This window comes from Arthrobacter sp. ok909 (genome assembly GCF_900104405.1).
Lineage (GTDB): Bacteria > Actinomycetota > Actinomycetes > Actinomycetales > Micrococcaceae > Arthrobacter > Arthrobacter humicola.
In genome coordinates, this window is the sequence record NZ_FNJS01000009.1 from 134997 (window position 1) to 151548 (window position 16552).

Sequence of the window (16552 nt, forward strand, 5' to 3'; positions counted from 1 at the left end):
GGCACGGGTTCGGCGGCGGGGTCCGGTTCAGGGTGTGTGGCCCACCGGGATGGTCAGGGTACCAAAATACTGGCTCACGGCGGTGTGGTAGCTCTCCAGCGTAATCGCGGCGGTGCGCTGCCAGCCGAAATCCTGCGCATGGATCGCGGCGGCGCGCCCCATGTCGGTGCGCGTCTGGGGGTCGTCGTAGAGAGCTTCAAGGGCGTCCGCCCAGTCGCTGGCTTTGTGGCCCTCGACCAGCATCCCCGTGCGCCCGTCCTGCACGGCGCGGGACAGGCCCCCCACTTTCGTGGCGAGCACCGGTGTCCCGCAGGCCTGCGCCTCCAGCGCCACCAGGCCGAAGGATTCGCTGTAGGAAGGCATCACCACGACGTCGGCCGAGCGGTACCAGCTGGCCAGCTCCGGTGCGTTGACCGGCGGGTGGTGGGTGGCGACGTCGTCCATTCCGGCGGCGCTGATCAGCGCCTTGAGGTTGAAGTCCTTCGCGCCGCTAACGGCCCCCAGGATGGTCAGCTGCAGGTCGATGTCGGGGCGCCGGGACCGCAGGAGCGCGGCCGCCTTGATCAGGATCTGCGGCCCTTTGAGCCGCTGGATTCGTCCCGCGAACAGGAGATGGAACTTTCCCGGGGCCACGCCATGGCTGGCCCTGTCGCGGTTCCGGAAAGCCGGCGTGAAGACGGCCAGGTCTACGCCCGGCGGCGCGACGTCGATGCGGTCGATGTCCGCGTTGTAGTGCGAGACCAGCTCCGCGGCTTCGGTGCCGGTATTGGCGATCAGCCGGGCGGCGCCGTCGACAATCCGCTGCTCGCCGTCCTCCCGCCGCCGCGGTTCGGGCTGTTCGCCGGACTCGAGGAGCTGGTTCTTGACCTTGGCCATGGTGTGCATGGTGTGGACGAGGGGGAGCCGCCACAATTCCGCGAGCTCCAGGCCTGCCACCCCGGAGACCCAGTAGTGGGAATGGACGACGTCGTACCGGCCGTGCGGCTGCAGGTGCCGGATGCGGTCGATCTCGGCGACCATGCTGTGCAGCAGTTCCGGGAGCTCCTCCTTGGGCAGCTTCCGCGGCGGCCCGGCCAGGACGTTGTGGACGCAAACGCCGGGGGAGGGATGTTCGACGGCGGGTTGCCCGGCTGCGGTGGACCGCGTGAAGATCTCCACTTCCACGCCGGTCTCGGCAAGGGCCGCGGCCAGCGCCCGGACGTACACGTTCATGCCACCGGCATCACCCGAGCCGGGCTGCTCCATGGGCGAGGTGTGCAGGGAAAGGAAAGCGACGCGGCGGATCAGCGACACGGTTCCCCTTTCCTCTGCAGATTTCTCTCTGCCACATGCATGTCGATAAAACCTTACTCCTGAAGTGGCGGCGGGTTCACAGCTCGTTTTGCGGCCCGGTTTCACAGTTCCTTTCCCGGGCCCGGTCAGGGGACGGTTCCGGGTTCCGTTCACCGTCCGGTTCACTGCCCGGTCCCCAAGTCACGGCCTCCTGCTAACGTGGCGGCTGTGAGCGCAACGACAGAACACGATGCTGCAGGCAGTTGGACAATCCGGGCGGCCCGACCAGAGGACTGGGCGGGTATCTGGGCGATCCTGGAGCCCGTCATCCGGTCGGGGGAGACGTTCACCTGGGACCGGGACACCACCGAGGACGAGGCCCGCGGGCGCTGGTTCAAGCAGGCGCCGGGGCAGACGTTCGTCGCGGTCGCCTCCGGCACCGGTGCCATCCTGGGCACCGGCGAACTGCACCCCAACCAGGGCGGCGGCGGCAGCCATGTGGCCAACGCAGGCTACATGGTCCATCCCGGCTCTGCCGGCCGCGGACTGGCCCGGGCCCTCTGCGCCTACTCGCTCGACGCCGCACGCGACGCCGGCTTCCGGGCCATGCAGTTCAACGCGGTCGTGGAAAGCAATGTCCGGGCCGTCGCCGCCTGGAAATCCATGGGCTTCGAGGTGCTCGCCACCATTCCCGAGGCCTTCAACCACCCGAACTTGGGGTATGTGGGCCTCCACATGATGTATCGGAAGCTCTAGCCTGGCCGGCAGGAGAAACCGGGCTGAACGGCCGTGCCCGGCTGGCGGGCTGCCAGCGGGTCCCCACTTACGGTGCGGCCGTCACGGCCGGCGGTGCCACAGGCGGCCCAGCTCCGGGAATGCGGCCTCGTACCCGGAGAGGAGTCTACCGGCGAGGACCTCCGAATCCACGAGCGGATGCCGGGCGAACGCGGCGAGGGCTGACTCGCGGCGACCGGTCGTCGTCGCCTCCACCACGAGCCGTTCGACGTCCTTGACCCGCCGCATCAACGCCAGCTGCTCCGGTCCCGGAGGATCCTGCGGAACCGGTACAGCGCCGTCGGGGGTCACCGTGCAGGGAACCTCGACGACGGCGTCCGCCGGCAGCCCCGGCACGGCCGGCACTGCGGCCGGCACTGCGGACCCGGCCGCGCGGCCGGCGGCGGGGCGGTCCGGGGCCGGCTCAGCGACAGCGTTGACTGCGGTCTCGGCCGGGAGGGTGTTGACCGTGTTGAGGATCAGCTGGGCCTCCCCGCCCCCGGACAAGGCGCGCATGGCCGCCAGGGCCACCCGCTCGTAGCCGCCGCCGGCGAGGTCGGTCTCGTCGCGGTGTTCGCCCCCGGTGCGGGCTTCCGCGAGATAGCCCTCTTCGCGTGACCGGCGGGCGGCCTCCCAGAGCGCAAAGGCCCCGGGCCCGGCGGCTGCGAGACGGGGATAGAGCTCGGCCTGCTGCCGGGCGATTGATTCCCCCCGGGTCAGGCCCGCGCCGCGCATGCCGGCCACCGCGCGTTCGGTGTCGTAGTAGTAGAAGAGGTACTCATTCGGCAGGCAGCCAAGGCCCCCAAGAAGACCGGGCGCGAACAGCCGGCCCTCTTCGAACTCCGCCAGCGCGGCCGGGCTCGCCAGGAGTTCCGGGAGCACATCGCGGCCCCCGGATTCCAGCCGGTACAGCCAGCCGAGGTGGTTCAGGCCGTAGTAGCCCACGCCGTCGAGCCTGCCTTCGGGCAGCGTGACTCCGGCAGCCCGGGCCGCGCGGTGCACCAGGCCGCCGGCGGAATCGCAAATCCCGATCACCCTGTGCCCGAGTACCGGGACCAGGGCCTCGGTGACCATGCCGGCGGGGTTGGTGAAGTTCAGCAGCCAGGCCCCGGGGCAGCGGCTCCGCATTTCCTCCGCGAGCTTCAGCATCGGCGGAATGGACCGCAGGGCATAGGAAATACCGCCCGCACCGGTGGTTTCCTGGCCCAGAATGCTCAGGTCCAGGGCGATCCGCTCGTCGGCGGTCCGCCCGGCCGTGCCGCCGGGCCGGATCGCGGCGAAGACCATGTCGGCGCCGTTGAGGGCGTCGGCGAGCGATGATGCGGTACGGACCTGCGGCCCGGAACCGGGCGGACCCTGCTGTGCAAGGGAGGCCAGGACCGCTTCGATGGCGGCCAGCCGGCCGGCGTCGACGTCGTAGAGCACCAGCTCCCGGACCAGCCCCGCGAAGGGGCCGGCCGAAAGCGCCCGGTAGACCAGGGGGACGCGGAACCCGCCCCCGCCGGCGATCGTGAGCCGCATGCGGACAGTCTATTCTCCGCGCTATTCTTCGCGCGTCCCGGCGCGGCCGGTGTGGGCCAGTGCCGGCGGGTGTGGCGCGGGCCGGGGCGCCACTATCGTGCCGGACATGCCGCCGTCGGGCCGCTGCTGCCGGCGGTTTCGCTCGGCTGCGGTACGGCGTAGTGTGCCGTATATGGACGCGATCCCGACGCGGCGCTTTGACCCGCTGTCTGCCGTCCGCAGCTCGGCCGCGGACGGGTTCGACCTGCTCCTGACCGGCACCGTATTCCAGGACATCATCTTCACCGGACTGCCGCACGCACCCCAGCCGGGAACAGAAATCTGGAGCGACGGGATGGGCAGCTGCCCCGGCGGTGTCGCGAATCAGGCGATCGCCGCGGCCCGGCTGGGGCTGCGGACCGGGCTGGCCGCCGCGTTCGGCGACGATGGCTACGGCGACTACAACTGGAAAATCCTGGCGGGGCAGGAACACGTGGACCTGTCCCTGTCGCGGCGGGTGCCGGGCTGGCATTCGCCCGTCACGGTATCCCTGAGCGTGGAGCAGGACAGGTCCATGGTGACGCACGGCCACCCGGCGCCCGTCTCCGCCACCGAGCTGATCGGCTGTCCGCCACCGGCGCTCGCAGCCGTGGCGGAGCTGGGGGAGGAACTCGAGCCCTGGGCCGTCGACGCGCACAAGAACGGCGTCCGGCTGTTCGGCGACGTCGGCTGGGATCCGTCCGGTGTCTGGTCCTCCACCCGGCTGGACAACCTGCAGTACTTCCACGCGTTCATGCCGAACCAGCACGAGGCGATGGCTTTCACCGGCCGCGACAACCCGTGGGCGGCCCTCTACGCGCTGGCCGACCGGGTGCCGGTCGCCGTCGTGACCCTTGGACCCCAGGGGGCCATGGCCGTGGACTCCGAGACGGGCGAAGAGGAGTGGGTGCCGTCGCTGCCGGTGTCCGCCTACGATCCCACAGGCGCGGGGGATTGTTTCGGAGCCGCCTTCATTGTCGGCTGCCTGGCCGGCTGGCCGCTCGGGGACCGGCTGCGGTTTGCGAATCTCTGTGCGGCTCTGGCCGTTCAGGAGGTTGGCGGCTCGCTGGCGGCACCCGGCTGGGGGGACATTGCCGATTGGTGGCAGCGGGCCAACGCCCGGAAGGAACGGCAGGCCAGTCAATGGCTGCGCCGCTACCGCTTCCTGGATGAGATCGTGCGGGATGTTCCGCCCGAGGCGCAGCGGCGGGCGACGGCGACCATCGCGCACCTGTCCGACGCGTAGGGGCCGCGGGAGGTGCCGGCGCGGGCGGTGGCCGCCACTGGACATGTCCTCCTCCCGGACCTTGGCATGGACATATGCCCGTTGTGCCCGGTTCTGGGTGCGAAGAATGGGCATGTCCCGCGCGCACTGACCGCCACGGACTTGGTGGCCACCGGACATGCCCCTCTCTGAGGCCAGCGCGTGGACATATAACCGTTGTGCCCGGTCCTGGGTGCGAAAAATGGGCATCTGCCGAGAGCGGTGTCCGGGTAGATTCTCGTTGGCCACCGGACATGCCCCTCTCTGAGGCCAGCGCGTGGACATATAACCGTTGTGCCCGGTCCTGGGTGCGAAAAATGGGCATCTGCCGAGAGCGGTGTCCGGGTAGATTCTCGTTGGCCACCGGACATGCCCCTCTCTGAGGCCAGTGCGTGGACATATACCCGTTGTGCCCGGTCCTGGGTGCGAAAAATGGGCATCTGCCGAGAGCGGTGTCCGGGTAGATTCTCGTTGGCCACCGGACATGCCCCTCTCTGAGGCCAGTGCGTGGACATATAACCGTTGTGCCCGGTCCTGGGTGCGAAGAATGGGCATGTCCCGGGGGATGGGAGGACATGTCCAGCGGTAGGCGTGGCCCCGCGGATTATCCGGCCCGCGGCGTCGCCCATAGAATCGTTAAGTGACTTACCAAGCAGCAACAGGCGATCTCCTGCCCGATTCGGCGGCGGCGCCGGCCCGCGCGGAGGAACGCTCCGCAGTAATCGACCTCGAGGCCATCCGGCACAACGTCCGCCACCTCGCGGCGGTGGCCTCACCGGCGAAGATCATGGCCGTGGTCAAAGCCGACGCCTACGGGCACGGCGCCGTCCAGGTGGCCCGGGCGGCCCTCGGTGCAGGAGCCAGCTGGCTGGGCACCGCCCACATCTCCGAGGCCCTGGCCCTCCGCGCCGCCGGCATCGAGGCGCCGCTGCTGGCCTGGCTGCACACACCGGACAGCAACTTCGCCGCCGCCGTGGCCGCCGGCATCGACATCGGCTGCTCGGGCTGGGAACTCGACCGGATCGTGGCCGCCGCCCGGGAGCAGGAACGGCCGGCCCGCATCCACCTGAAGGTCGACACCGGGCTCGGCCGCAACGGCGCCACCCTAGACGCCTGGGACAGCCTGGTGGGTGAAGCCATGGAATACCAGGACCAGGGACTGCTGCGGGTCGTCGGCATCTTCTCCCACCTCGCCGTCGCCGACGAGCCCGAACGGCCCGAAACCGACGAACAGCTCGCCGCGTTCCGCCAGATCCTCGCCGTCGCCCAGGACGCCGGCGTGGACCCGGAGGTCCGCCACCTGGCCAACACCCCCGCCACCCTGTCCCGGCCGGACACGCACTTTGACCTGGTCCGCGTGGGGCTGGGCCTGTACGGGCTGTCGCCCTTCGAAGGGCAAAGCCCGGCCGAGCTCGGGCTGCGGCCGGCCATGACGGTCCGCACGGTGGTGTCGCACTGCAAGGACGTCCCCGCCGGGCAGGGCGTTTCCTACGGACTGAACTACCGCACGGACGGCGTCAGCACCCTCGGGCTCATCCCGCTGGGCTACGCGGACGGCGTCCCGCGCATCGCGACCGGAGGCCCGGTCCGCGTCGAAGGCGTCAACTACCCCGTGGTGGGGCGCATCGCGATGGACCAGATGGTGATCGACCTCGGACCCCGCAACGTCACGGCCGGAGGACCGAGCATCCTCGGGGCCGAAGCGGTGCTGTTCGGCGACGGCGCCGACGGCGGACCCACAGCCGACGACTGGGCCCGGGCCGCCGGCACCAACAACTACGAGATCGTCACCCGGATCAGCCCGCGGGTGCCGCGCCGCTACATCAACGAAGAGCCCTCGACCGGCGAAGAGCGGCCGTGAGCGGGCCCGCATGGGAACGGAGCGTTGAGGTCCGGACGGCGGCAGAGACGCACGCGCTCGCCGCGGCCCTCGGCGCCGACCTGGAGACCGGCGACCTGCTCATCCTCACCGGCGAACTGGGCGCCGGGAAGACCACCTTCACGCAGGGACTGGGCGAGGGCCTGGGCGTCCGGCCTGGCATCATTTCCCCGACATTCGTCCTGGTGCGCATCCACCCCAACCTGCCCGAGGGACCCCGGCCGGGCGGTCCGGACCTGGTGCACGTGGACGCCTACCGGCTGGATTCAGCCGCCGAAATCGATGACATCGACCTTGAAAACACCATGGACAGCGCCGTGACCGTGGTCGAGTGGGGCCGTGACCGGGTGGAACACCTGAGTGACAGCCGCCTGGAGGTGGAACTCCACCGCACCCGGGGAGGCGCCGCGGGCGCCCCAGCCGCCGGCGCGCCAGCCGCTGGTGTGCCCTCCGAAGCCAGCGCCGACAGTACGGCCGTCGACCCCGCCGTCGAACCCGGCGTGCTGGATTTCGACACGGACGACGACGACGAGCCCCGGACCGTCGTGATCCGCGGCTTCGGCCCGCGCTGGGCGGAACCCCCGGCGCTGCCGGGCTTCGAAGCAACGCCCGCCGAACGACTGCCCCAAACCTCGGAACGGAACTCCTGATGCTTATTCTCGCCATCGACACCTCGGCCGTCGCGAGCGCCGCGCTGGTCTCCGATGACGCGCCGGAGTCCGTGCTGGCCAGCTTCGCCACCGAAGATACGCGCACGCACGCGGAGGTCCTGGCCCCGGGAATCGACGCCCTACTGGCCGAGGCCGGCGTCAGTGGCCACGACGTCGACGCAATCGTCACCGGCGTGGGTCCCGGACCGTTCACGGGACTGCGCTCCGGGATCGTCACCGCCCGCACCCTCGCCTTTGTCTGGGACAAACCGCTGTACGGCGTCATGAGCCTGGACGCGATCGCCTTGGAAGTCGCCGAATCCACCGACTCGGCCGCGGAGTTCATCGTGGCCACCGATGCGCGCCGCAAGGAAGTGTACTGGGCCCGGTACACGCTCTCCGACGCCCAGTTGCCGCACCTTGCCGACGGCCCGCACGTCGGATTCGCCGCGGATCTTCCGGATCTGCCCGTCTACGGCGCCGGAGCGGGAATTTACTCCGACGTCGTCAAGGCCGTCGCCGAATTCAGCACCCGGCAGCCCGAGGCCCTCTCGCTGGGCCAGTTCGCGCTCGCCCGGCTCGCGGCGGGGGAGCAGCTCCTGGACTCCACCCCTTTGTACCTCCGCGAGTCCGATGCCCAGGTGCCCGGACCCCGGAAGCGTGCCCTGTGAACGCTGACCACACCACACCGCGCACTCTGCCCGGCGGCGTCAGGCTGCGGGAGATGGACGCCGCGGACATCCCCGCCGTCCACGAGCTCGAATGCCGGCTGTTCCCGGTGGACGCGTGGCCGCTGCAGATGTTCCGCGACGAGCTCGCGCAGACGGATACCCGTCGCTACCTCGTCGCGGAGTTCCACGGCCGGATCGTGGGATATGCCGGGCTGATGTGCATCGAACCGATCTCGGACGTCCAGACGATCGCCGTCGTACCCGAACAGGAAGGCAAGGGCATCGGCTCGGCCCTGCTTACCGAGCTGATCGCGGAAAGCCGGGCCCGCGGCGCCCACGACTTGCTGCTGGAGGTCCGGGCGGACAATCCCCGCGCCCAGCAGCTCTACCGGCGCTTCGGCTTCGAACAGATCCACATCCGGCCCCGCTACTACCGCGACGGCGTCGACGCCCTGATCATGCGGCTCCAGCTGCCCCGCGAACCACTCAGCCCCCAGCCCAAGGAAGCAGGCCGACCATGAACCGCACCCAGCCGCTCGTGCTCGGCATCGAGTCTTCCTGCGACGAAACCGGCGTCGGCATTGTCCGAGGGACCGAACTGCTGACCAACACCGTGTCCTCCTCCATGGAGGAACACGTCCGCTTCGGCGGCGTGATTCCCGAGATCGCCTCCCGCGCCCACCTCGACGCCTTCGTCCCCACCCTCCAGGAGGCGCTTGCGGAGGCGAACGTTCAGCTGGCGGACATTGACGCCATTGCCGTCACCTCCGGACCGGGCCTGGCCGGAGCGCTCATGGTGGGCGTCTGCGCGGCCAAGGCGCTCGCCGTCGCCACCGGAAAACCCCTCTACGCCATCAACCACCTGGTGGCGCACGTCGGTGTCGGGCTCCTCCAGCAGGGCACCGGCAACGCGACGTCGGTGTCGACGCCGCCCGCCGGGTCGCCGCCGGAAACCCTCCCGGACAACATGGGCGCGCTCCTGGTGTCCGGCGGCCACACCGAGATCCTGCGGATCCGGAGCATCACCGACGACGTCGAGTTGCTGGGCTCCACGATCGACGACGCTGCCGGCGAAGCCTATGACAAAGTGGCGCGGCTCCTGGGCCTGGGCTATCCCGGCGGCCCGGCCATCGACAAGCTCGCGCGCACCGGCAACGCCAAAGCCATCCGGTTTCCGCGCGGCCTCACCCAGCCGAAGTACATGGGGACCGCCGAGGAACCCGGCCCGCACCGGTACGACTGGTCCTTCAGCGGACTCAAGACCGCCGTCGCCCGCTGCGTGGAGCAGTTCGAGGCCCGCGGCGAGACGGTTCCGGTCGCGGACATCGCCGCGGCCTTCCAGGAAGCCGTAGTGGACGTGATCACGTCCAAGGCCGTGCTCGCCTGCCGCGAAAACGGCATCACGGAGGTCCTCCTGGGCGGAGGCGTTGCCGCTAACTCGCGGCTGCGCCAGCTCACCGAACAGCGCTGCAGCGCCGCCGGGATCCGGCTGACGGTGCCGCCGCTCTCGCTGTGCACGGACAACGGTGCCATGGTGGCAGCTCTCGGGGCGCAGCTGGTGATGGCCGGAGTGGAGCCGAGCGGGATCGGTTTTGCCCCCGACTCCTCGATGCCGGTCACCACCGTCTGCGCCTGAGGAACCGTCCGCCGCGGTTCGCCCGAAAATGGTTCGGCTGGGGCGCCGTTAGCGCCGGCGTCGCCTGCCATTGTCCGCTCCCGCGGACGCTACACCTCGCGCCGGAGCTAGGCTTCCGGCCCCTGCCGCATCTGCTTGACGAGGTCCAGGACGACGGCGCGCAGGTCCCCGCCGTGCTCGGCGGCTACCCGGCGCTGGCGCTGGTAGCCGGCGCCGCGCTGGATGATCTTCTCGACGTCGGCCAGTTCGGCGCTGCAGCCCAGTTTCGCCGCGACGGGCTCGAGCCGCTTGAGCGTCTCGCGGAGGTGCTCAGTCACGAGCTGCTCGTTGCCCTCGGCGTCGAGGATGATGATCGCGTCCAGGCCGTACCGGGCCGCGCGCCATTTGTTTTCCTGGACATGCCACGGCGGCATGGTGGGAATGGTGCCGCCGTTGTCCAGTGTTGTGGAGAATTCGTCCACCAGGCACTGGGTCAATGCGGCGATGGCCCCGACTTCCTCAAGGGTGGCCAGGCCGTCGCAGATGCGCATCTCGATGGTGCCGAAATGCGGGACGGGCCGGATGTCCCAGCGGATCTCGGACAGGGTGTCGATGACCCCGGTGGTGAACATGTCCTGGACGTAGGCCTCGTAGTCTTCCCAGCGGGCGAACTGGAACGGCAGCCCCGCGGTGGGCAGCTGCTGGAACATGAGGGCGCGTTGCGAGGCGTAGCCGGTGTCTTCGCCGCCCCAAAAAGGGCTGGAGGCGGAGAGGGCCTGGAAATGCGGGAAGTAGTTGACCAGCCCGTCCAGCACCGGAAGGACCTTGTCCCGGCTGTCCAGTCCGATGTGGACGTGGACGCCGTAGATGACCATCTGCCGGCCCCACCATTGCGTCCGGTCGATGAGCTTCGCGTAGCGTTCCTTATCAGTCACGGGCTGCAGCTGGGGCGGGCTGAACGGATGACTCCCGGCGCAGAAGACCTCCACGCCCATGGGGTCGGTGACCTCGCGGACCGCGGCCAGCGAACTGTTCAGGTCGGCTTTCGCCTCCGCCACGGTGGTGCAGACTCCGGTGACGAGTTCCACGGTATTCAGCAGCAGCTCCTGCTTGATGTGCGGGTGCTCGTCGTCCTCGTTGAGTTCGGGATGCCTGGCAGCGACTCCGCGGAGCACCTGGTTCGCCACGGAGGCCAGTTCGCCGGTCTCGGCATCGACGAGGGCCAGCTCCCATTCCACGCCAAGAGTCGACTGCCTGGATGAAGCGAACTCGATCTTCATGTGGTCCCTTCACTGTTCTGCTGTCCTGGCCGTCGTCCTGGCGGGAGTGCGCTGGCAAACACCCTCGGACGTGCCCCTGCACGCGGCACCGGCGGTGTCGCGTGCCATTTCCCGCCACAGCGCCCGCCGGGCGACTGGCAGGGCTACGGGTGGTCCAAGTCTAGTGCAGGGTCTGGCCCCGGACGGCGGCCAAAGTTACCGCTGATGCGTGAGTGTATTCACAAACGCCGCTGGTCAGGGGAGGCTCCGGCGCCGGGCGTCGTTGAGGTTCGGGCCCGGGCTCGGGCGGGGCTGCCGGGGAGCGGGCCGCTCCTGGCGTTTAATGGAGCTGTGCCCATTCTGAACAAAGACATGACCCTGTGCATCTCGCTGTCGGCCCGGCCGAGCAACAACGGGACACGCTTCCACAACCATCTGTACGAACAGCTGGGCCTGAACTGGATCTACAAGGCCTTCGCCCCCACCGATCTCGCCCAGGCCATCGCCGGAGTGCGAGGACTCGGCATCCGCGGCTGCGCGGTGTCCATGCCCTACAAAGAGGACGTGATCGCCCTGGTGGACGTCATGGACCCCTCCGCGAAGGCCATCGATTCGGTCAACACCATAGTCAACGACGGTGGCCGGCTTACCGCCTATAACACCGACTACACGGCCATCGAGCAGCTCCTGCAGCGCAATGCCGTCCCGACGGACTACTCGGTGCTGGTCCTGGGCTCCGGTGGCATGGCCAAGGCCACTGTCGCCGCGCTGCGGGATGCCGGCTTCAAGGACGTGACGGTCGTGGCCCGCAACGAGGACACCGGACGCGGCCTGGCCGAGCTGTACGGGTTCGCCTGGAGCCCGGACCTGGGCTCCGCAAGGTCCGGAACGGGCACGGCCGACATGATCATCAACGTGACACCGGTCGGCATGGCCGGCGGGCCGGACGCCGACGCGCTGTCCTTCCCGCAGGAGGCCATCGACGCCGCAAAGGTGGTCTTCGACGTCGTCGCCCTCCCCGCAGAGACGCCGCTCATCAAGGCCGCCCGCGCGGCCGGCAAAACCGTGATCACCGGAGCCGAGGTAGCCACGATCCAGGCGCTGGAGCAGTTCGTGCTCTACACCGGGATTCGGCCGACCGACGAGCAGATCAAGGCCGCCGAGGAGTTCACCCGGGCCCAGTAGCCCCGGCCGCGCGAGTTAGACGGGCTCCACCGATATGGCCACCCGGTCCTCGCCGATCCTGGTGAGGACCAGGGTGGCCGATTTCTTGCCCCTGCTCTTGGATCCTGCCGGTTTTCCGCCGGGCAGGAGCTGCTTGCGCAGCTCTTCCGGGGTGACGGCTGTGCCGCGCTTCTTGATGTCCAGGACGCCGATCCCTTGGTCCTTGACCCAAGCCTTGAGCGCCTTGACGTTGAACGGCATCACCTCCAGGACCCTGTAGGCCTTGGCGAACGGGGTCTCGCGCAACTCCGGGGCGCAGATGTAGGCGATGTGCTCGTCCACGAGGTGCCCGCCCAGCTGGAGGGCGACGTCGGCCACGAGTCCGGCGCGGATGACCGCACCGTCGGGCTCGTACAGGTAGCCCTCCACCGGGCCCACGGGCGCCGCCGGGCCGGCCCCGAAGTCCTCGCCGCTGGTGAGTTCAGCGGCACCGAGCGGCCCGAGGACGAGGGCCGCGCGCCGGACGCCGGGGCGCCGCACAGCGTTGAACCACAGCGCCACCTCGGTGACGTCCCCTCCCACGGAGACCCACTGCGCCTCACAGTCCGCCGGCACGGAATCGTGCGGCATGCCCGGTCCCATCTTGACGCCGACGGCGCGCCCGGAGCCGGCCAGCGACTCGACGAAGGACAGCGGCGGAGAAAAGTCCTCCGGATCCCAGATCCGTTTCGTTCCCGAAGTGGACGTGGTGCGCCGGGCAGGGTCCAGCCAGACGCCGTCGACCCCCTCAAGGGAAACCGCGGTGGCATCGGAGTGGACCACGGTGGCGTTGCGGAAGGGGATCAGGTTCATCGTGGCGCAGGCAGCCGTGGTCTCGTCCATTTCCACCGCGGTGACCACGAGATCCATGGACGCCAGGGCCATGGCATCGGCACCCAGCCCGCAGCCGAGGTCCGCGACATGGCTGATTCCGGCCTCGACGAACCGCTGCGCGTGCCGGGCCGCCACCGTGAGCCGGGTGGCCTGCTCCAGGCCGGCCTTGGTGAAGACCATCTGCCGGGCGAACTCACCGAATTTGGCCTCGGCCTTGGTCCGCAGCCGGGACTGGGTAAGCACCGCCGAGACCAGCTCGGGGGAATGGCCGGCCTTGCGCAGCGCCGCGGTGAGGCGGAAGGCCTCGTCCTCGCGGTACGGGCCCAGCGACGCCAGCAGCTCCCAGCCCTCGGGCGTGAGGATCGGGGCAATGTGTTCCTGCGGTGCGTCAGTCATGCCTTCCAGCGTAGTTCAGCGCCGCGGGCACGCTGCGACCGGACCGCGGGGACTAGGCTTGACGACATGGAAGACAGCGGTACAGGCGACAGCACGTCAGAGGAAACATCCGGGCAGAATACGGACGGGCAGGACGACTACGGGCGGGACGCCGCTGAGCAGGACGCCGCTGGGCAGGGCGTGGACGGGCGGGACGACGCCGGGCGGGACGACGACGGGCGGGTGCGCCATAGCCACCAGCAAGGACTGGCCCGCTACGCAAAGCCGGCGATCATCGCCGGAGCGGTGATCGCTGTCGTGTGCATCGCGCTGCTGGTGATCATCTTCTTCCTCGATTCCTTCAACGCGACGGTCTACTCCGTCGGCGGCAAGAACGTACAGGACGCCACGGACGAGGCCCGGGCCATCCGCGACACCTATGCCACGGCCAGGCTCGGTGGCATCATCTTCCTCATCGCCGGCGTCCTGCTGGCTGGCGCCGGAGCACTGGTGATGTACCGGCATCGGAACGACGAAGGCAGTGACCGCGACGACGAAGAAGGCGAAGACGTGGACTTCGAGGACCTCGCCGGCGAGTAAGCGCACGCCCAAGGCCCCGTGGACCCAGCGGGCCCGGTAGATGGACATGCCCCTCGCTCGGCGCGGGCAGAGAGCATGATGCCGATGTGTCCGCTGGCTGCAGCAAAGAATGGGCAAGTCCCGCTGGGCAGCCCGCATGCGTTGGGCATGTCCTCTCGGACAGCCAGCGTGCGCCGGACATGCCCCCCGCTTGGCGCGGACCGGGAGCATGATGCCGAAGTGTCCATTGAACATCGCCGAGAACGGGCATCTCCCACTGAGCAGCCCGCATGCGTTGGGCATGTCCTCGTGAATGGCCGCTACCCGTTGGACATGTCCGTCCCCTGGGGCAGGCAGAGAGCATTTTGCCGAAGTGTCCCTTGGCCGGAGCAAAGAATGGGCATGTCCCACGCGGGGGAGTTGTTCACCCGAGATGAATTTCTGGCACTCGCCTTGACCGAGTGCTAACCATTTACATAGAGTCGTAATTAGCACTCTCCCTAGGAGGGTGCTAACACCTGAAGCTTCACAGCCAGGCTGCTGCCGGCACCGCGACGACGGTCTGTACGCCATGGCATCACTGCTTCATAGTCCACGAATTTGCTGACGAATAGGAGAGGTCCTTGTCGGTCTCTATTAAGCCTCTTGAGGATCGTATTGTTGTCCGCCCGCTCGAAGCCGAGCAGACCACGGCTTCAGGCCTGGTTATCCCGGACTCCGCGCAGGAGAAGCCGCAGGAAGGCGAAGTTGTTGCAGTAGGCCCCGGCCGCTTTGACGACAACGGCAACCGCGTTCCCGTGGACGTTGCCGTCGGCGACGTCGTTATCTACTCCAAGTACGGTGGAACCGAAGTCAAGACCGGCGGCACGGAGTACCTCGTACTCTCCGCCCGCGACGTTCTGGCGATCGTCGTAAAGTAACTCTCTTGGTCCCCCGCGCAGCCGATCCTTCGCCTTGAACGGATCAGTTGCGCGGGGTTCTGTCTTGAAAGGACAAAACCATGGCAAAGCAGCTTGCGTTTAACGACGCTGCCCGCCGGTCGCTTGAAGCCGGCATCGATAAGCTCGCCAACACCGTCAAGGTCACGCTGGGCCCGCGCGGCCGCAATGTCGTGCTGGACAAGAAGTGGGGCGCTCCCACGATCACCAACGATGGTGTGACCATCGCCCGTGAAATCGAGCTGGACGACCCCTATGAAAACCTTGGCGCGCAGCTTGCCAAGGAGGTCGCCACCAAGACCAACGATGTTGCCGGTGACGGCACCACCACCGCCACCGTGCTGGCCCAGGCCCTGGTCAAGGAAGGCCTGCGCAACGTTGCGGCAGGCGCCGCCCCGGGCGAGATCAAGCGTGGCATCGAGGTTTCGGTCGAGGCCGTTGCTGCCCGCCTGCTGGAAAACGCCCGCCCGGTCGAAGGCACTCAGGTTGCCAACGTTGCCGCCATCTCCGCCCAGAGCGACGAGGTCGGCGAGCTCCTGGCCGAGGCGTTCGGCAAGGTCGGCAAGGATGGTGTGATCACCATCGAGGAATCCTCCACCACGCAGACTGAACTGGTCCTCACCGAGGGCATGCAGTTCGACAAGGGCTACCTGTCCCCGTACTTCGTCACGGACGCGGAACGCCAGGAAGCTGTCCTCGAGGACGCCCTGATCCTGATCAACCAGGGCAAGATCTCCTCGGTGCAGGAATTCCTGCCGCTGCTGGAAAAGGCGCTGCAGAGCTCCAAGCCGCTCTTCATCATTGCCGAAGACGTCGAGGGCGAGGCCCTGTCCACGCTCATCGTCAACCGCATCCGCGGCACGCTGAACGTCGTCGCCGTCAAGGCCCCGGGCTTCGGCGACCGCCGCAAGGCCATGCTGCAGGACATCGCGACCCTCACGGGCGCACAGGTTGTCTCCCCGGAGCTGGGCCTGAGCCTGGATTCCGTGGGCCTTGAGGTGCTCGGCACCGCCCGCCGCATCACGGTCACTAAGGACAACACCACGATCGTCGACGGCGCCGGTTCGGCCGAGGACGTCGCCGCGCGTGTTGCCCAGCTGCGCGCCGAACTGACCCGCACGGATTCCGACTGGGACAAGGAAAAGCTGCAGGAACGCCTGGCCAAGCTGGCTGGCGGCATCGGCGTGATCAAGGTTGGCGCTGCCACCGAGGTTGAGCTGAAGGAAAAGAAGCACCGCATCGAGGACGCAGTGTCCTCGACCCGCGCTGCCCTTGAAGAAGGCATCGTCGCCGGTGGCGGGTCCGCCCTCATCCACGCGCTGAAGGCCCTCGACGAGGACGCAGCTGTCCAGGCTCTCGAAGGTGACGCGGCTGCCGCCGTCGGCATCGTTCGCCGGGCCTTGACCCAGCCGCTGCGCTGGATCGCCCAGAACGCCGGCTTCGACGGCTATGTGGTTGTTGCCAAGGTGGCAGAATCCGCCGTCAACCAGGGCTTCAACGCCAAGTCCGGCGAGTACGAAGACCTGATCGCCGCCGGCGTGATCGACCCCGTCAAGGTGACGCGTGCGGCTCTGCGCAACGCGGCTTCCATCGCTGCACTGGTCCTCACCACTGAAACCCTCGTGGTGGAGAAGCCGGCCGACGAAGACGAGCACGCAGGCCACCAGCACTAATTTCGGCCCGCACAGGGGACGGCCCGG

General features: G+C 68.7%; 15 protein-coding genes. 11 read left to right on the forward strand and 4 right to left on the reverse strand.

The features are described from left to right. Positions 1-27 precede the first annotated feature (27 nt). Positions 28-1293 (reverse strand): D-inositol-3-phosphate glycosyltransferase, encoded by a 1266-nt coding sequence (mshA, locus tag BLR03_RS09810; RefSeq protein WP_091252070.1) that lies wholly within the window; start codon positions 1291-1293, stop codon positions 28-30. A gap of 207 nt (positions 1294-1500) precedes the next feature. Here mshA and BLR03_RS09815 point away from each other — a divergent pair, with 207 nt between their 5' ends. Then, a complete protein-coding gene (locus BLR03_RS09815) occupies positions 1501-2028 on the forward strand; it encodes a GNAT family N-acetyltransferase (protein WP_091252072.1) in 528 nt (175 codons plus the stop codon). Between the two features lie 81 nt (positions 2029-2109). On the opposite strand, the gene BLR03_RS09820 is transcribed toward BLR03_RS09815, so the two are convergent. Beyond that, a complete protein-coding gene (locus BLR03_RS09820; protein ID WP_091252074.1) occupies positions 2110-3567 on the reverse strand; it encodes a family 4 glycosyl hydrolase in 1458 nt (485 codons plus the stop codon). 172 nt (positions 3568-3739) lie between these two features. Here BLR03_RS09820 and BLR03_RS09825 point away from each other — a divergent pair, with 172 nt between their 5' ends. The 6 genes from BLR03_RS09825 to tsaD all read left to right on the forward strand — a co-directional run bounded on the left by BLR03_RS09825 (position 3740) and on the right by tsaD (position 9685). Then, positions 3740-4831, forward strand: a complete 1092-nt coding sequence (locus BLR03_RS09825; protein WP_091252076.1) for a carbohydrate kinase family protein — start codon at positions 3740-3742, stop codon at positions 4829-4831. A 658-nt stretch (positions 4832-5489) separates the two neighbouring features. After that, complete coding sequence (gene alr, locus BLR03_RS09830) at positions 5490-6710, forward strand: alanine racemase (RefSeq protein WP_091252078.1); 1221 nt, start codon at positions 5490-5492, stop codon at positions 6708-6710. Further along, a complete protein-coding gene (gene tsaE / locus BLR03_RS09835; protein ID WP_091252080.1) occupies positions 6707-7378 on the forward strand; it encodes a tRNA (adenosine(37)-N6)-threonylcarbamoyltransferase complex ATPase subunit type 1 TsaE in 672 nt (223 codons plus the stop codon). The genes alr and tsaE overlap by 4 nt, the downstream gene beginning before the upstream one ends. Continuing rightward, complete coding sequence (gene tsaB / locus BLR03_RS09840; protein WP_091252081.1) at positions 7378-8049, forward strand: tRNA (adenosine(37)-N6)-threonylcarbamoyltransferase complex dimerization subunit type 1 TsaB; 672 nt, start codon at positions 7378-7380, stop codon at positions 8047-8049. The genes tsaE and tsaB overlap by 1 nt, the downstream gene beginning before the upstream one ends. Before the next feature lie 53 nt (positions 8050-8102). Further along, positions 8103-8570 carry a ribosomal protein S18-alanine N-acetyltransferase gene (gene rimI, locus BLR03_RS09845; RefSeq protein ID WP_091252120.1) on the forward strand — a complete coding sequence of 156 codons (468 nt, stop codon included), beginning with the start codon at positions 8103-8105 and terminating at the stop codon, positions 8568-8570. Continuing rightward, positions 8567-9685, forward strand: coding sequence for a tRNA (adenosine(37)-N6)-threonylcarbamoyltransferase complex transferase subunit TsaD (tsaD, locus tag BLR03_RS09850; RefSeq protein WP_091252083.1), 1119 nt, complete (start codon positions 8567-8569; stop codon positions 9683-9685). The genes rimI and tsaD overlap by 4 nt, the downstream gene beginning before the upstream one ends. Positions 9686-9792: 107 nt before the next feature. Here the strand turns inward: tsaD and BLR03_RS09855 are convergent, their stop codons facing one another. Beyond that, positions 9793-10944, reverse strand: a complete 1152-nt coding sequence (locus BLR03_RS09855; protein WP_091252084.1) for a glutamate--cysteine ligase — start codon at positions 10942-10944, stop codon at positions 9793-9795. Positions 10945-11274: 330 nt separating this feature from the next. Here BLR03_RS09855 and BLR03_RS09860 point away from each other — a divergent pair, with 330 nt between their 5' ends. Further along, positions 11275-12108: a shikimate 5-dehydrogenase gene (locus BLR03_RS09860; protein ID WP_302846584.1), complete on the forward strand. Its 834-nt coding sequence runs from the start codon at positions 11275-11277 to the stop codon at positions 12106-12108. 15 nt (positions 12109-12123) lie between these two features. On the opposite strand, the gene BLR03_RS09865 is transcribed toward BLR03_RS09860, so the two are convergent. After that, positions 12124-13356, reverse strand: a complete 1233-nt coding sequence (locus BLR03_RS09865) for a class I SAM-dependent methyltransferase (RefSeq protein ID WP_091252086.1) — start codon at positions 13354-13356, stop codon at positions 12124-12126. Positions 13357-13422: 66 nt separating this feature from the next. Here BLR03_RS09865 and BLR03_RS09870 point away from each other — a divergent pair, with 66 nt between their 5' ends. From BLR03_RS09870 to groL, 3 genes are all read left to right on the forward strand, one after another. Further along, positions 13423-13935 (forward strand): hypothetical protein, encoded by a 513-nt coding sequence (locus BLR03_RS09870; RefSeq protein WP_368086959.1) that lies wholly within the window; start codon positions 13423-13425, stop codon positions 13933-13935. A 602-nt stretch (positions 13936-14537) separates the two neighbouring features. Then, positions 14538-14834 (forward strand): co-chaperone GroES, encoded by a 297-nt coding sequence (gene groES, locus BLR03_RS09875; protein ID WP_028275747.1) that lies wholly within the window; start codon positions 14538-14540, stop codon positions 14832-14834. An 80-nt stretch (positions 14835-14914) separates the two neighbouring features. Further along, complete coding sequence (gene groL / locus BLR03_RS09880; protein ID WP_091252087.1) at positions 14915-16525, forward strand: chaperonin GroEL; 1611 nt, start codon at positions 14915-14917, stop codon at positions 16523-16525. The last annotated feature ends 27 nt before the right edge of the window (positions 16526-16552 follow it).

Bases quoted from the DNA above. Each gene is read 5' to 3' on its own strand.
- BLR03_RS09820 (WP_091252074.1), bottom strand. From the start codon at position 3,567: ATGCGGCTCACGATCGCCGGCGGGGGCGGGTTCCGCGTCCCCCTGGTC.
- BLR03_RS09825 (WP_091252076.1), top strand. From the start codon at position 3,740: ATGGACGCGATCCCGACGCGGCGCTTTGACCCGCTGTCTGCCGTCCGC.
- tsaB (WP_091252081.1), top strand. From the start codon at position 7,378: ATGCTTATTCTCGCCATCGACACCTCGGCCGTCGCGAGCGCCGCGCTG.
- rimI (WP_091252120.1), top strand. From the start codon at position 8,103: ATGGACGCCGCGGACATCCCCGCCGTCCACGAGCTCGAATGCCGGCTG.
- tsaD (WP_091252083.1), top strand. From the start codon at position 8,567: ATGAACCGCACCCAGCCGCTCGTGCTCGGCATCGAGTCTTCCTGCGAC.
- BLR03_RS09855 (WP_091252084.1), bottom strand. From the start codon at position 10,944: ATGAAGATCGAGTTCGCTTCATCCAGGCAGTCGACTCTTGGCGTGGAA.
- BLR03_RS09865 (WP_091252086.1), bottom strand. From the start codon at position 13,356: ATGACTGACGCACCGCAGGAACACATTGCCCCGATCCTCACGCCCGAG.
- BLR03_RS09870 (WP_368086959.1), top strand. From the start codon at position 13,423: ATGGAAGACAGCGGTACAGGCGACAGCACGTCAGAGGAAACATCCGGG.
- groL (WP_091252087.1), top strand. From the start codon at position 14,915: ATGGCAAAGCAGCTTGCGTTTAACGACGCTGCCCGCCGGTCGCTTGAA.